Source organism: Geomonas anaerohicana, from assembly GCF_016458305.1.
GTDB classification, from domain to species: domain Bacteria; phylum Desulfobacterota; class Desulfuromonadia; order Geobacterales; family Geobacteraceae; genus Geomonas; species Geomonas anaerohicana.
In genome coordinates, this window is record NZ_JAEMHL010000003.1 from 161,117 (window position 1) to 176,660 (window position 15,544).

General features: G+C 61.2%; 13 protein-coding genes. All 13 read left to right on the top strand.

Annotation, left to right across the window (positions count from 1 at the left end):
- The first annotated feature begins 352 nt into the window (after positions 1-352).
- The 13 genes from htpX to JFN91_RS07170 all read left to right on the top strand — a co-directional run bounded on the left by htpX (position 353) and on the right by JFN91_RS07170 (position 15,446).
- Complete coding sequence (gene htpX / locus JFN91_RS07110; protein ID WP_199388519.1) at positions 353-1,213, top strand: zinc metalloprotease HtpX; 861 nt, start codon at positions 353-355, stop codon at positions 1,211-1,213.
- Between the two features lie 163 nt (positions 1,214-1,376).
- Positions 1,377-2,129, top strand: a complete 753-nt coding sequence (locus JFN91_RS07115) for a TerC family protein (RefSeq protein ID WP_199388520.1) — start codon at positions 1,377-1,379, stop codon at positions 2,127-2,129.
- A 148-nt stretch (positions 2,130-2,277) separates the two neighbouring features.
- Positions 2,278-2,547 (top strand): hypothetical protein, encoded by a 270-nt coding sequence (locus JFN91_RS07120; protein WP_199388521.1) that lies wholly within the window; start codon positions 2,278-2,280, stop codon positions 2,545-2,547.
- A 115-nt stretch (positions 2,548-2,662) separates the two neighbouring features.
- Positions 2,663-3,958 carry a TolC family protein gene (locus JFN91_RS07125; RefSeq protein WP_199388522.1) on the top strand — a complete coding sequence of 432 codons (1,296 nt, stop codon included), beginning with the start codon at positions 2,663-2,665 and terminating at the stop codon, positions 3,956-3,958.
- The gene (locus JFN91_RS07130) at positions 3,955-5,187 is read left to right on the top strand and encodes an efflux RND transporter periplasmic adaptor subunit (RefSeq protein ID WP_199388523.1); all 1,233 of its coding nucleotides are present in this window, start codon (positions 3,955-3,957) and stop codon (positions 5,185-5,187) included. Before JFN91_RS07125 ends, JFN91_RS07130 begins: the two co-directional genes overlap by 4 nt.
- Positions 5,188-5,201: 14 nt before the next feature.
- Positions 5,202-8,306, top strand: coding sequence for an efflux RND transporter permease subunit (locus JFN91_RS07135; protein ID WP_199388524.1), 3,105 nt, complete (start codon positions 5,202-5,204; stop codon positions 8,304-8,306).
- 723 nt (positions 8,307-9,029) lie between these two features.
- On the top strand, positions 9,030-9,905 hold the full coding sequence (locus JFN91_RS07140; RefSeq protein ID WP_199388525.1) for a branched-chain amino acid ABC transporter permease: 876 nt from the start codon (positions 9,030-9,032) through the stop codon (positions 9,903-9,905).
- 5 nt (positions 9,906-9,910) lie between these two features.
- On the top strand, positions 9,911-10,810 hold the full coding sequence (locus tag JFN91_RS07145) for a branched-chain amino acid ABC transporter permease (RefSeq protein WP_199388526.1): 900 nt from the start codon (positions 9,911-9,913) through the stop codon (positions 10,808-10,810).
- Between the two features lie 34 nt (positions 10,811-10,844).
- On the top strand, positions 10,845-11,618 hold the full coding sequence (locus JFN91_RS07150; protein ID WP_199388527.1) for an ABC transporter ATP-binding protein: 774 nt from the start codon (positions 10,845-10,847) through the stop codon (positions 11,616-11,618).
- A complete protein-coding gene (locus JFN91_RS07155) occupies positions 11,611-12,312 on the top strand; it encodes an ABC transporter ATP-binding protein (RefSeq protein WP_183346398.1) in 702 nt (233 codons plus the stop codon). Before JFN91_RS07150 ends, JFN91_RS07155 begins: the two co-directional genes overlap by 8 nt.
- A gap of 1 nt (position 12,313) precedes the next feature.
- Positions 12,314-13,228: a DMT family transporter gene (locus JFN91_RS07160; protein WP_199388528.1), complete on the top strand. Its 915-nt coding sequence runs from the start codon at positions 12,314-12,316 to the stop codon at positions 13,226-13,228.
- A 109-nt stretch (positions 13,229-13,337) separates the two neighbouring features.
- Entirely contained in the window at positions 13,338-13,820 is a 483-nt protein-coding gene (locus tag JFN91_RS07165; RefSeq protein ID WP_199388529.1) for a YbaK/EbsC family protein, read from the top strand.
- Between the two features lie 258 nt (positions 13,821-14,078).
- Positions 14,079-15,446 carry a sodium-dependent transporter gene (locus JFN91_RS07170; protein ID WP_199388530.1) on the top strand — a complete coding sequence of 456 codons (1,368 nt, stop codon included), beginning with the start codon at positions 14,079-14,081 and terminating at the stop codon, positions 15,444-15,446.
- The last annotated feature ends 98 nt before the right edge of the window (positions 15,447-15,544 follow it).

Sequence of the window (15,544 nt, forward strand, 5' to 3'; positions counted from 1 at the left end):
AGGCGCAAAGTCAGCATCTGGTTAAAACCCAAGACTCTTTTCTTTGCGTCTCTGCGGCTCCGCGTCTTTGCGTTGAGTCTTCTGTCTTTGCTTGACCGTTTTGACGTTCCGATTCCCCTTGACAACTCTGATAGGAGAAATTATATTTCGAATCGTTAAAGGGGAGTAGTTATCGGCTAGAGAAAAGGCCGACCCGGACTTCGTCAATACGGTCGCAAGACCCGGAGCCGGGACAGTTAACCTGTCAACAAGACCTTTATCCTGGTAACTATGTGCCGAGGGTAAAGGTCTTTTTATTTACCCTCGGCCGAAACTAGTCCTTCGGGACACAACACTCGTAGAGGTAAATGTTATGCAAAGACTGAAAACAACTTTCCTGTTAGCTCTTCTCACCGTGCTCATGGTGACCATGGGCCAGGCCCTCGGCGGCCGGTCCGGCATGATGATGGCTTTCGTCCTCGCCCTGGGCATGAACTTCTTCTCCTACTGGTTCTCCGACAAGATCGTGCTCAGCATGTACGGCGCCCAGGAGATCGGCCCGCAGGACCACCCCATGTTCTACAACCTGGTGGGGAACCTCGCGGCCCGGGCCGGGCTCCCCATGCCCAAGGTCTACATCATCCCCTCGGACAGCCCCAACGCGTTTGCTACCGGCCGTAACCCGGAACACGCCGCGGTTGCCGCAACGGAAGGTATCCTGCGCATCCTGTCCCCCGAGGAACTGGAAGGGGTGATGGCGCACGAACTGGCGCACGTGCAAAACCGCGACATCCTCATAGGCACCATCGCCGCCACCTTCGCAGGCGCCATTTCCATGATCGGCAACATGCTGCAGTGGGGCGCCATGCTCGGGGCCGGCCGCGGCGACGACGAGGAGGGTGGCGGCATCGGCGGCCTGGTCGGTTCGCTCGCCATGGCCATCATCGCACCCCTCGCGGCGATGCTGATCCAGATGGCGGTATCGCGGTCCCGCGAGTTCCTGGCTGACGCCACCGGCGCCGAGATCTGCGGACGTCCGCTGGCGCTTGCTTCGGCGCTCAGGAAGCTGCACATGGGCTCGCAGGCGCTGCCGATGCAGGAGGCGCGACCCGCCACGGCACATATGTTCATCGTGAATCCCTTGACCGGCGGAGGCGTCATGCAGCTCTTCTCGACCCACCCGCCGATGGAGGAGCGCATCGCGCGGCTGGAGCAGATGGCGGTGCGGCACTGATGACGACTTGCTCCTCTCTCGTCCATTGCTCCTCCCCCCGGAGGGGGGAGGCTGGGAGGGGGGAATAGCCGGCATTTTCCCCCTCCCTGTCCCTCCCCCTCCGGGGGAGGGGACCTAGAGCGGCGGGCATATTTACTACTGAACTACGAAGGAGAACCTTTAAATGGACTGGCTTACCGACCCGCAGGTCTGGATGGCCCTGGTTACCTTGAGCGCGCTGGAGATCGTGCTCGGCATCGACAACATCATCTTCATCTCCATTCAGGCCAGCAAACTCCCGGCGGCCCAGCAGGAGAGGGCGAGACTGACAGGCCTCGGCCTCGCCATGTTCATCCGCGTGGCGTTACTGTTCTCGCTCGCCTGGCTCATGGGGCTTACGACGCCGCTGTTCAGCATCTTCGGCAACGATATTTCCGGCCGCGACCTGATCCTCATCTCCGGCGGCCTCTTCCTGATCTGGAAGAGCACCATGGAGATCCACGAGAAGCTGGAAGGGGAAGAGGTGGTGCACGCGGCCAAGGTCGGCGCCACCTTCGGCGCTGTCATCGTGCAGATCCTGTTGCTGGACATAGTATTCTCGCTGGACTCCATCATCACCGCCATCGGCATGGTCAGCCAACTCTTCATCATGGTTGCCGCCGTGGTCATCGCCGTGGCGTTCATGATGCTCTTCTCCGGCAAGATCAGCGCTTTCGTTGAGAGGCACCCGACCATCAAGATGCTGGCCCTGAGCTTCCTGTTGCTGATCGGCGTCTCGCTCATCGGAGAGGGCTTCGGGATGCACATTCCCAAGGGGTACATCTATTTCGCCATGGCTTTCTCGGTCATGGTGGAGATGCTCAATCTGAGGATGAGGCGCGGCAAGCCGGTCAAACTGCATGAGCCCCACCTTGACACTGAGACAAGGGGCGAATAATCGCCCCTTTTGTCTTGACACTTTCTGCACTCATTCGTTATCTTCGCCAAGCATGCGCAAGTCATTCCCCGTAAAATTTTTCTCTTTCCTGCTGCTGTCAGTGATCTTCTGCACCCTTGTCAGTGGCGCCTGTGACAATGCGCACGCCTTGGAACGCTGCGGTACGGTCGCCGACTGCGTGCAGGCCGCTTCCCATGTTGATCGGGGCTGCGACACCCCCGATTGCCCCTTGCAGGACGACGCCGGCCACGATGACTGTGACTTCTGCTGTGACTGCGCCTGCCACCTCTCGCTAAGCGTTGGTCATTTCTCCCTCGACTACAATCCTGTTTTCGCCGCACTACAGAGTTTCGACCGTTTCACCTTCCTACCCGAAGTATTCCTCTCCAAGTTCGTTCCCCCTCAGTTGCGCGCCTAACACCCCTTTCAAGTCCGTAGTACGTCCTTTGCCGGAGCCGGTTCTCCCGGCATAGTCGTGCCGTGGTCTGCCCTGTTTTCTTCGCCTTTCCAAAATTGCATTCAGGAGGTTTTTCTTGGCAACAAACGCCTTCAGGCGCGCGCGCCTAGCCGTGGCCGTCGCCTTGTCTCTATTGGCAGCCGTACCCGTATTTGCCGAGCCTCAGCCACTTTCGCTTCAGCAAGCAGTGGCAGCAGCGCTCACCAACAACCCGGAGCTCGTCTCTTTGCGCACAGAGGCCGGTGTCTTCGACGCCGCCGCTGTGCGTGCCGGCGTGATCCCCAATCCTACGCTGGAACTGGAAGCCGCCACCGGTGCTCTTACTGGCAGCAGCGACGACAGCAACCTCTCCCTGGGCATCTCGCAGGAGTTCCTGCTGGGGGACAAGCGCCTCAAGCGCCGCGCCGTGGCGGAGCGTGATCTCGCTGCCTACCGGTGGCAGGTGGCGGACCGCGAGCGCGTTGTCAAAGAGCTGGTGCAGGCCGCTTTCTGCGACGTGATACTCGCCCGGGAGCGGGTCGGCCTCGCTCATCATTCCATCGATCTCAACAAGCAACTGCTCCAGGTGGCGGTGGATCGCCTCGCGGCGGGAGACATCCCTGAACTGGAGATGTACCTGGTCCGCGTCGAACTGGTCCGCAGCGAGGGCAACCTGATCGAGCTGCAGCGGAGCCTGCTGGACAGCAGGGCGAAACTGTTCGCGCTCATGGCCCTCCCGCCGACGGAGTCGCCGGTTTTGAGCGGGGATTTGAACGGCAACGACGTTCGCGTCAAGACGCTTGGGGATCTGAAGCAGGTCGCCATGCAGAGCCGTCCCGATCTCAAGGCGCTGCACGCGGCGATGCAGAAGAGCGACGCCGAGGTCACGCTGGCCGAGGCGGAAGGCGTCCCCAACCTCACCGCCGGGATCGCGCTGAGCCGCGACACCTCGTCCATGGAGATCGGTGGGGTCGAGGGACGGGAAACCGCGTACACCATTGGGCTCAAGCTTTCCATGCCGATCCCGGTCTTCGACAGGAACCAGGCCGGGCAGCAGGAGGCAAGGGCGAAACGTTCCAGCGCCGAGGTCCGGCTGCAGGGCGCGGCCGCGAGCGTGGAGCGCGAGGTGGAGAGCGCCCATGCAAGCATCGCCAATGCGGACAAAGTGCTGTCCCTCTATCGTTCCGACATCCTGCGTCAGCTCGACGAGAACCTGAAGCTGACCCAGGAAGCGTACCGGCTGGGTGAAGTAGGCATCCTGGCGGTAATCGAGGAACAGAAGAAATACTTCGAGGTAAGCGACAGCTACCTGGCCGCCCTGCACGCGAGGCTACTAGCTTTCAATAAACTGGAATCGGCAGTCGCCGCTGACAACAACGGAGGTGCGCAGTGAACAAGAAAGGAATCATCATCGGACTGGTTCTGACCATAGCACTCGGGGGCGGCGTCGCCTACCGGCTGATCAATACAGCGGGCAGCGGCGGACACGCTGAACATGGCGAGGCCGGGCACGCAGAAGAGAAGGGCGGCCATGTTGAGGGAAAGGAAGAGAAGGGGCACGACGGGCACGGCGAGAAGCTCGTCAAGATGGCCGTCGAGGTCCAGAAGCAAAGCGGTGTTGCGGTGGCTGCGGCAAAGAAAGCGCAGATGCCCGGCGTGATCAGCGCCACCGGCAAAGTCGAGGCCAATGCCGACAGGATCGCGCACGTCTCGCCGCGCATCTCCGGCAAGATCGTGGCCGTAAAGGCATCTCTTGGTGAGGGCGTGGGGGCAGGGCAGGTGCTGGCAACCTTGGACAGCGTCGAGCTGGGTGAGGCGTTGAGCCGCTACCACCAGTCCAAGACGCGGCTCACTCTGGCCCAGTCCAACATGGAACGGGTAAAGACCCTGGTTGACAAGAAGATCGCGGCCAGGAAGGAGATCCTCCAGGCCGAAACGGACTTCAAGACGGCGCAGACCGAACTGCACACCGACCAGGAGCGGCTTTCCCTTTACGGTGTTTCGGCCGCGGACCTGAAGGCGGACCGGAGGCCGCTGCTCCCGGTGCGGGCACCGATAGGCGGTGTCATCACCGAGAAACATGCCATCGTCGGCGAACTTTCCGACCCGGCCAAGAGCCTGTACACCATCGCCGATCTCTCCTCCGTCTGGGTGCTGGTGGACATCCACGAGAAAGACATTGCCAAGGTGCGCCGTGGGCAGAGCGCGACGGTGTCGGTTACCGCTTTCCCGGAGACCAGGTTCCGTGGCCGTATCACCTACTTGGCTGACGTCGTCGACCAGGCGACCCGCACCATCAAGGCGAGGGTGGAGGTTGCCAATCCCGGCCGCAAGCTGAAGCCGGAGATGTTCGCCACCGTGGAACTCGCTACCGCGGTGGATACAGCGCCGGTCCTGGCCGTGCCCGAAGAGGCGGTCGTGGAACTGGAGGGAAAGAAGCTCGTGTTCGTCGCTGAAGGCGATGCCGCTTTCGAGCCACGCAAGGTGGAGCTGGGGCGCGCTTCCGGTGGCATGGTTGAAATCCTCTCGGGCCTCAAGGAAGGCGAGCGGCTGGCGGTGAAGGGGGGCTTCGTCCTTAAATCGGAACTGCAGAAGGGCGAAATAGAGGGGCACGACCACTAAGGAGATCAGCACCGATGCTTGAAAAAACAGTTGCATACATGCTGAAGCAGAAGGGGATGGTCATCTTCGCTGCGCTGGTGATCGTCGTCTTCGGCTTCTATTCCTATCAGAAACTCCCGATCGACGCGTTCCCTGATGTCACCAACATCCAGGTCGAGGTGGTGAGCCATGCCGACGGCCTCTCGGCAGTCGAGATCGAGAGAAACGTCACCTATCCAATCGAGATGGCGATGCGCGGGCTCCCCGACATCGAGCAGCTCCGCTCGGTTACCAAGTTCGGCCTTTCCATCGTCACCGTCGTCTTCAAGGACAACGTCGACATCTACTTCGCCAGGCAGCTGGTGTTCGAGCGGTTGGCCGAGGCGCGCGAGCAGGTCCCCAAGGGGGTCGAGGTCGCCATGGGGCCGATCGGCACCGCCATGGGGGAGATCTACCAGTACACGCTGGAAGGGAAGGTGCCCCAGGAACCGGATGCGAAACGGGCCTACCTGACCAACCTGCGCACCGTCCAGGAATGGGTGGTGACCCCGCAGTTGAAGAGCGTCCCGGGCGTCAACGAGATCAACTCCTTCGGCGGTTACTTCAAGCAGTACCAGGTGGAGGTCTCACCGGACAAGCTGCTCAAGTACGGCGTCACGGTGGCGGAGGTGCACGATGCCATCGGCAGCAACAACAGCAACGTCGGCGGCAACGTGCTGGAGCGCGGCTCCGACCAGTACATCGTGCGCGGCGTGGGGCTCATCCAGACCACCGGTGACATCGAGACCATCGTCCTGAAATCCCAGGGCGGGACCCCGGTCTACCTGCGTGACGTGGCCCAGGTAAAGGTCGGCGAAGCGGTACGCATGGGCGCCGCCGTCAAGGACGCAGCCGGAGAAGCGGTAGGTGGCATCGTGATGATGCTGCGCGGCGAAAACAGCCGCGACGTCGTGGCCCGGGTGGCCGCCAAGGTGAAGGAGATCAACGAAAACAACATGCTCCCCGACGGCGTGAAACTCGTGCCGTACTACGACCGCAGCGACATCGTCAAGGCCAGCGTGGGCACGGTCAACAAGGCGCTGGTCGAGGGGGCGATACTGGTCCTCATCGTGCTTTACCTCCTACTGAACAGCATCCGCGGCAGCATCGTGGTGCTGCTGGCGCTCCCCTTGTCGCTTCTGGCCACCTTTATCGTCATGAAGCTGACCGGCATCACCGCGAACCTCATGTCCCTGGGCGGTCTCGCCATCTCCATCGGCATGATCATCGACACCACCATCATCCAGGTGGAGAACGTGCAGCGTCATTTGAGCGAGGCGGGTGAACGGGAACCGAAACTGAAGACCGTGTTGAAGGCCGTGATGGAAGTGCGCAAGCCGAGCATCTTCGGTGAGCTGATCATCGCGCTCACCTTCATCCCGATCCTGACCCTGGAGGGGATCGAGGGGAAGATGTTCGGCCCCCTGGCCATCACCGTCGCAATCGCGCTTTTGGCATCGCTGCTTCTCTCCATCTTCATCATCCCAGTGCTCTGCAGCTTCATCCTGAAACCTCAGCCCGAGAAGGAGAGCCGGATCATGGTTTGGGCCAAGGAGCAGTACCTGCCGCTCCTGGAGTACGCGCTGAACCGCAGGAAGGTCGTGCTCGGCATCGCGGGCGGGCTGCTGGTCTTCTCGCTGTTCCTGGTCACAAGGCTCGGCACCGAGTTCATGCCTATCATGGACGAGGGCTCTTTCGATATGGATATTGCCATGCTCCCCGGCGTTTCTCTCGCCAAGGCGCTCGAGGTGAACCAGCAGGCCACCGCTAAGCTGAAGAAGTTCGACGAACTCGACGTGGTGGTGGGGCGCATCGGACAGACCGGCGTCGCACTCGATACCCGCGGCCCCGACAAGACCGGCTATGTCGGCGTGCTCAAACCGAAGGAACAGTGGAAGCGCGACATCTCCAAGGAGGAACTGACCAACGAGATGAGGGAGGCACTGGAGACCATCCCCGGCATCAGTTTCGGATTCAGCCAGCCGATCCAGTGCCGCATTGACGAACTGGTCGCGGGAACCAGGGCGCAACTGATCGTGAAGCTCTTCGGCGATGACCTGGACGTGCTGCGCGACAAGTCCGCTCAGATCGCCAAGGTACTCTCGACCGTACGCGGCGGGACCGACCTTAACACGGAGAAGGTGTCCGGGCAGCCCTATCTCACCGTCACCATTGACCGCGCCAAGATCGCCCGCTATGGACTCAACATAAGCGACGTGCAGAACGTCATCGAGATCGCGGTGGCAGGGAAGGCCGCTTCCACCTTCTACGAATCCAACCGCAGCTTCGACATCACGGTGCGCCTGCCCGAGGAGAAGAGGAACTCGCTGGAGGCGATCCAGAACCTGCTCATCTCCACGAAATCGGGGATGAACATCCCGCTGGAGCAGCTCGCCGAGGTGAAGATGGTGGAAGGGCCGGTGCAGATCAGCCGCCAGGACGGGGTGAGAAGGATCGGTATCGAGATGAACGTGAGCGGCAGGGATATCGGCAGTTTCGTCGCCGAGGCGAAACAGAAGATCAAGGACCAGGTCAAGCTCCCCTCCGGCTACTACCTCACCTGGGGCGGCCAATTCGAGAACCAGCAGCGCGCCATGAACAAGCTGATGATTATCGGCCCGGTTGCGGTCGCCCTGATTCTGCTCCTGCTCTACGTCACCTTCCGCTCCATCCGGCTGGCGCTGCTGGTGCTTTCGAACCTGCCCTTTGCGCTGATCGGCGGCATCTTCTCGCTGTTTCTGTCCGGGCAGTACCTGTCGGTGCCCGCCTCGGTCGGTTTCATCGTCCTCTTCGGCGTCGCGGTATTGAACGGGCTGGTGCTGGTATCGAGGATCGCCCAGTTGCGCGAGGAGGGGCTCGGATTGGGTGAGGCGGTGCGCCAGGGTGCCATGGACCGGTTGCGGCCGGTACTCATGACGGCATCCATCGCCATCTTCAGCCTGATGCCGATGCTCTTTGCCGGCGGGACGGGATCGGAAATTCAGAAGCCGCTGGCCACGGTGGTGGTGGGCGGGTTGATCACTTCGACACTTCTCACTCTCTTGATCATTCCGGCCGTCTACGACTGGTTTGAGAAGAGAAAACCTGAACCTGAAATGTAGAGAGACAGAAAGAGTACGGACTTTGATCTCGTTCCCAAGGTCCGCCTTGGGGACGCAAAGCATCTCCGAAGCTCTAACTTCCCTCGGATGCAAAGCTGGAGCTTTGCGCGCCATATGGGGTTCCCAAGCTGGAGCTTGGGAACCAGGAAAAGCAGTTGGAGGGATAGAACGCTTGCTATGTTATTGTGCCGTGGTCGATCCTCCTCCGGCCACGGCACCTTTTTAACTGCGAAGGAGGGGACTGGCTCCGCCAGGTGCCTGTCCCCTTGGGGCTTTGGTAAGGTGGCTGAGCGGAATGGAGCGTTCCGCTAAAGGGACAGGCACCTGGCGGAGCCAGTCCCTTCTGCTACCACCGCGAGAAATTCAGCCACTGTTTTAAAACGATGAATATGAAGATATTCGGTAGCGGCGCCGTGATTTGCGGGGTCGTTTTTTGCGTTAATCAAAAGTTTAAGATTGCGAAACAGTTCCAGCTGTTGTAAAGTGTCGCGCGGTCGAGGGTCAGGCCACTCATTAGAGGACCTGCTCTTGTTTTATTTTCGGTGCCTGCTCGGTTTTGCCGACTACATCTCGTTTACCAATAGCTTGCTTATTTCCAAGTGCTTATGGTATACGTCTTAAGCTATTCCTGTGTTTTATTTTGAGAAAATTTTAACCTGAAATCCGACCCGGCAGCGGGACGCGGGCTTTTGGTCAGACAAATCCAGTCGGAAGGAAGTCGACATGTTCTTACAACAGCTAGTAAACGGCGTGGCTCTGGGGAGCGTCTATGCGCTCATCGCCCTCGGCTACACCATGGTCTACGGGATCATCACCCTGATCAACTTCGCCCACGGCGAAATCTTCATGGCGGGCGCCTTCATCGGCCTGCTCCTGGTCTCCGCCTTCAAGGTGAACGTGTTCGTCGCCATGGCAGGTGCCATGGTCTTCTGCATGCTCATGGGCGTGATCATCGAACTGATCGCCTACCGCCCGCTGAGGAAGTCCTCCCGCCTGTCCGCGCTCATCTCCGCGATCGGCGTTTCCATTTTCCTCTCCTCGCTGGCGCTCATGGTGTTCGGCGCCGACGCAAAGGGTTTCCCCGACGGCGCTTTCCCGGTGCGGCAGATCAAAGTGGGGACCGCTGACATCTCCACCCTGCAGATCCTCATCATCGGCGTCTCGGCAGTCCTCATGATGGCGCTCGAGTTCATCGTCCAGAAGACCAAGATCGGCAAGGCGATGCGCGCTACCTCCGAGGACTACAACACCTCGGCCCTCATGGGCATCAACGTGAACCGCGTCATCTCCTTCACCTTCGCCCTCGGCTCCGCTCTCGCGGCCGCCGGCGGCGTGCTGGTCGGCGTCCTCTTCAACGCGGTCTCCTTCAACATGGGCCTTATGGCCGGTCTCAAGGCCTTCGCCGCCGCGGTCCTGGGCGGGATCGGGTCCATCCCCGGCGCCATGCTGGGGGGGCTGCTCTTGGGCGTCTCCGAGGTCTTCGGCGTTGCCATCGGCTACTCGTCCTACCGTGACGCCATCGCGTTCACCATCCTGGTGCTGGTGCTCCTCGTCAAACCGACCGGTCTCCTCGGCCAAAAAATTACAAAGAAGGTATAGATTCGATGGCAGACTTCCTGAACAGCTTGGTCGGCTCGATCGACCCGTACATGTTGCAGATCCTCGTCAACGTCGGCATCGCTATCGTGCTGGCGCTGGGGCTTAACGTCATCACCGGCCTGACCGGGCAGCTCTCCCTGGGGCACGCCGCGTTCATGAGCATCGGCGCCTTCACCAGCGCCATGGTGACCATCAAGACCGGCCTTCCTTTCTTCGCCAACCTCGCCGTGACCGGCGTGGTCACCGCCATCGTGGCGGCTGCCATCGGCTTCCCGATCCTGAGGCTCACCGGCGACTACCTGGCCATCTGCACCCTCGGCTTCGCGGAGATCGTCAAGGTCTTCTTCCTGAACTTCGAGCCGACCAACAAGGCGCTCGGCCTCACCGTACCGCCGGCCAAGACCTCCATCCCGATGCCGATCTACGTGTGGGTGGTCGCCATCCTGGCCATTATCCTCGTCACCTTCGTGCAGAGCTCCCGCTTCGGGCGCGCGCTGAAGGCGATCCGCGAGGACGAGATCGCGGCCGACGCCATGGGCATCAACACGGCGCGCTACAAGATCCAGGCTTTTGCCCTGGGCTCCTTCATGGCCGGCATCGGCGGCGGTCTCTACGCGCACTTCCTGAGCTATATCAACCCCTCCGACTTCGGCTTCCTGAAATCGGTCGATATCCTGGCCATGGTGGTTCTGGGCGGTCTGGGCAGCGTCCCCGGTGCCGTGATCGGCTCCTCGGTGCTGGCCTCCGCTCCGGAGTTCCTGCGCTTCATGTCCCAGTACCGCATGCTGGTGTACGGCGCGCTGCTGGTGTTCCTGATGGTGTTCCGCCCCAACGGGCTCCTGGGTGGCGTCAACGTCACCGAACTGCTGCTGCGCGCGGTGGGCAGGAAACCGGCCGGGAAGTAACGTACTCCAATAACTCACGAAACGAGAGTAACGCATGTCCATTCTGAAACTCGATAACGTCACCATCCGCTTCGGCGGCCTGGTCGCCGTAGACAAGGTAAACCTCGAGGTCGAGAAGGGGAGCATCATGGCCCTGATCGGGCCCAACGGTGCCGGCAAGAGCACCATGTTCAACCTGATCACCGGCATCTACACCCCGACCGAGGGGCAGATCTCCTTCATGGGAGAGAGCATCTCCGGAAAGCCCGCCTTCAAGATCGCCGGTTCCGGTATCGGCAGGACCTTCCAGAACATCAGGCTCTTCACCCAGTTGACGGTGCTCGAGAACGTCCTGATCGGCGCCCACACCCAGGGCTCTTTTGACCTGACCGGTGCTGCGCTCAAGTTCCTCCCCTGGGTTCGCAAAGAGGAGAACGAACTGAAGGAACTGGCCATGTCCTGCCTGAAACAGGTGGACCTGACCCACAAGGCCAACGAACTGGCCGGCAACCTTCCTTACGGTGAGCAGCGTCGCCTCGAGATCGCCCGCGCCCTGGCCATCAAGCCGCAGATCATCCTGCTGGACGAGCCGGCCGCGGGCATGAACCCGCAGGAGAAACAGGTCCTGGCGGAGATGGTGAAGGCGATCAGCGCCACCGGCGTCACGGTGTTCCTGGTCGAGCACGACATGAAGTTCGTCATGGGGATTTCGCACCGCATCGCCGTCCTCGACTACGGGGTCAAGATCGCCGAAGGCACGCCCGAGGAGATCAGGAAGAACCCGAAGGTCATCGAGGCGTACCTCGGCAAAGGAGCAGCGGATGCTTAAGGTAGAGAATGTCAGCGTGAACTACGGTGCCATCAAGGCGCTGCAAAACGTTTCCTTCCAGATCAACCAGGGTGAGATCGTGGCGCTCATCGGTGCCAACGGTGCCGGCAAGACCACCATCCTGAACACCATCTCCAACATCGTCCCGTCCGTCGGCGGCAAGATCACCTACCTCGACAAGGAGATCACCAAGCTTCCGCCGCACGAGATCGTCAAGCTGGGCATCTCCCAGGTCCCCGAGGGGCGCCGCGTCTTCGCCAAGATGAGCGTGCTCGAGAACCTCGAGATGGGCGCCTACACGAGGAGCGACAACGAGGTCGCCTCCGACATGGAGAAGATCTTCCAGCGCTTCCCGCGCCTGAACGAGCGCAAGAAACAGCCCGCCAAGACCCTTTCCGGCGGCGAGCAGCAGATGCTGGCCATGGGCCGGGCGCTCATGTCCCGCCCGAAACTGCTCCTTCTGGACGAGCCCTCCATGGGTCTCGCCCCGATGCTGGTCGAACAGATCTTCCAGATCATCCAGGAGATCAACGCCAGCGGCACCACCATCCTCCTGGTCGAGCAGAACGCCAACATGGCGCTCTCCATCGCCCACCGCGCCTACGTCCTCGAGACCGGCGAGGTGGTGCTGCAGGGCGACGCCAAGGAACTCGCGTCCAACCCCGAAGTGAGAAAGGCTTACCTGGGAGAGTAGGGTGTCTGACACCACAACCAAACCTTGGATCAACCCCTACCTGGCCATCCTGGTAGGGGTTTTTGCTGTCTCCTTCTCCTCCATCCTGGTGAGGGTCTGCACGGCTCCCCCCCTGGTGATAGCGGCCTACCGGCTCATTTTCACCTTCTGCTTCCTCGCGCCCTTCACGCTTTGGGGCGGCGCGCCCGCTTTGCGCGGCATGACGTCGCGCCAGGTCTGGCTTTCCGCCGCCAGCGGTGTTTTTCTGGCGCTGCACTTCGTCACCTGGTTCATCTCGCTCAAGTACACCTCCATCGCCAGTTCCGTGGTGCTCGTCACCACCCAGCCGCTCTTTGTCGTGCTCGGTTCCTGGATCTTCTTCAAGGAGCGGGTGCCGCGCAAGGCGCTTTACGGCTGCTTTCTCGCCTTCGTTGGGAGCGTCGTGATCGGCGCCACCGACTTCCAGGTCGGGGAGAGGGCCTTCGTCGGCGACCTGCTGGCGCTCTTTGCGGCGGTGATGGTGTCCGGTTACCTGTTGATCGGCAGGAGGCTGCGCCACGGCCTGCCGCTTACCGGCTACACCTTCGTCACCTACGGCGCCAGCGCAATCACCCTGAGCGCAGCCGCTGCCACCGGCGGCGTGCCGTTCTACCCTTACCCCGGCCAGGACTGGCTCATCTTCGTCGCACTGGCACTGGTCTGCACCATCCTCGGGCACACCGTTTTTAACTGGGTGCTGCGCTACGTGCAGGCGTCCGTCGTGTCGGTGAGCATCCTTGGGGAGCCGTTGGGGGCGATCTTGTGGGCGGCCGTGTTCCTGGGCGAGAATCCGACTGTACGGCAGACGATAGGGGGAACGATCATCTTCGCGGGGCTTTTTCTTTTCACCAGGGTAACGGCTAAAACCGATAAACCATTAGCCACGGAGAAAATCTGAGAAAATCGGAGATAACCTTTAAACGGGTTAATGCCTTTCTCAGATGTCCTCAGATTTTCTCCGTGGCCAACGGCTTTGATTCTATGACTTTCTCAGGAGGAAGGCAGGAATGGATTCAGCATTGAGTGCAAGCGCGAAAAGGGTACAGGATGCACTGAACAGCTTCGGCGTCGATTGCCGCGTCAAGGAACTGGGCGAGAGCACCCGCACCGCCGTCGATGCGGCCAACGCCGTGGGGTGTGAAGTGGGGCAGATCGTCAAGTCGCTGGTGTTCCGCGGCAAGGAGAGCGGCAAGGCGGTCTTCGTCGTGGCAAGCGGCGCCAACATGGTAAACGAAAAGGTCCTGGCGAGCCTGACGGGCGAGAAAATCGAGCGGGCTACACCCGACTTCGTGCGCGAGCAGACCGGCTACGCCATCGGCGGCGTTTCGCCGGTGGGCCACCCGGCGCCGCTGACAACGTTCATTGACGAGGACCTGCTCGGCTACACGGAGTTGTGGGCCGCCGCCGGCACCCCCAACGCCGTCTTCGCACTGACCCCGGAGCAGCTTTGCCACATCACCTCCGGGCAGGTTGCCGCCATAAAGAAGTAGGGCGTAAGCAGTAGGGAGTTGGCATAGCGCAGGCGGCAGTATCGTACCCTCCCCCGGAGGGGGAGGGACAGGGAGGGGGTAGCCTTCTCACTTGGCGTTGTTGCCCCCCTCCCAGCCTCCCCCCTCCGGGGGGAGGAGCGCAAGGCGCCATTGACAGCCCCTCATTGAAGAGGTCCGGGCGCAACGATTTTAGTTTAGCAGTCGCGGCAATACTGCCGCTAATTTACAGGAAGCAGAGCAAAGGACACAGGCAAGGACATGCAAAACGTAAAAGTAACCAAGGCACGGGACAGTTTCACATCGGGTTTAGGAGTCATTGCCGCCACGCTCGGTTCGGCGGTAGGCTTGGGCAACATCTGGAAGTTCCCCGCGCTGACCGGCCTGAACGGCGGCGCCGCATTCATCATCGTCTACCTGCTCTCGACCCTGATGGCCGGACTCGTGGTCATGGTCGCCGAGCTCACGCTGGGCCGCCGCTCCAAGTCTGACGCGCTCACGACCTTCAAGGTGCTGCACCCGAAAAACGAAAGCTGGGCGCTCATCGGCGCGGCCGGCGTCCTCTCCGCATTCCTGATCCTTGCCTTCTACACCGAGGTCGCCGGGTGGGTCTTCGCGTACATCTTCAAGGCCGCTTCCGGCAGCATCCTTTCCGCCGACCCCAAGGTCACCTCGGCGGGCTTTGAGAAACTGATCACCGATCCGGTGCAGTCCGTGTTATGGCAGTGCCTGGTGCTCGTCTTCGTAGGCGCCATCATCATCGCCGGCGTCTCCAAGGGGATCGAGAAGACCACCAAGCGCCTCATGCCGGTACTGTTCCTGATCCTGGTCATGATCGGCGTCAGAAGCCTGATGCTCCCTGGCGCCGCGGCGGGTCTGGAATTCCTGTTCCGCCCTGATTTCTCCAAGGTCACCGGGGCCGTCGTCCTTACCGCCATGGGACTCGCCTTCTTCAAACTCTCCGTCGGCATGGGCACCATGATCACCTACGGCAGCTACTTCCGCGACGATCAGAACATCCCGATGACCGCGCTGCGCGTCATGCTCGCCGACCTGACTGTTTCTATCCTGGCCGGCATCGCGATCTTTCCTGCCGTCTTTACCTACGGCTTCAAACCGGAGGCTGGTCCGTCGCTGCTGTTCATCACCATCCCGGCCGTCTTCTCCCAGATGCCGTTCGGTAACGTCTTCGTCGTGCTCTTCTTCGTGCTGGGCGCCATCGCCGCTACCGGCGCGATGCTCTCCATCCTGGAAGTCCCGGTTGCCTACCTGCACCAGCGCTTCGGCATGTCCCGCTTCAACTCCACCGTGCTGACCGTGGTTCTGTTGGCCCTGATCGGTTCCACCGCCGCGCTCTCCAACAGCACGCTGGCGAACTTCAAGCTCTTCGGCATGACCATGTTCGACCTCTACGACTTCGTGACCTCGAACTTCCTGATGCCGGTGGGCGGGCTGTTCATCTGCCTCTTCGTCGGCTGGGTGTGGGGCGAGGAGAAGGTGAGGGCGGCCCTCTCCAACGACGGACAGTTGAGAAACGGCGCCATCATCAGCATCTTCCTGTTCCTGGTGAAGTACGTAGCGCCCGTCACCATCACCGTGATCCTGCTGCGCGGGCTTAAAGTTATTTAGTCGCCGAAGCTAAGCTCCCTCCCCTGGAGGGGGAGGGCTGGGGAGGGGGAAGGGGCGTCGTTAGCCTAAGACTTCCCCCCTCCCGTCCTCCCCCCGGA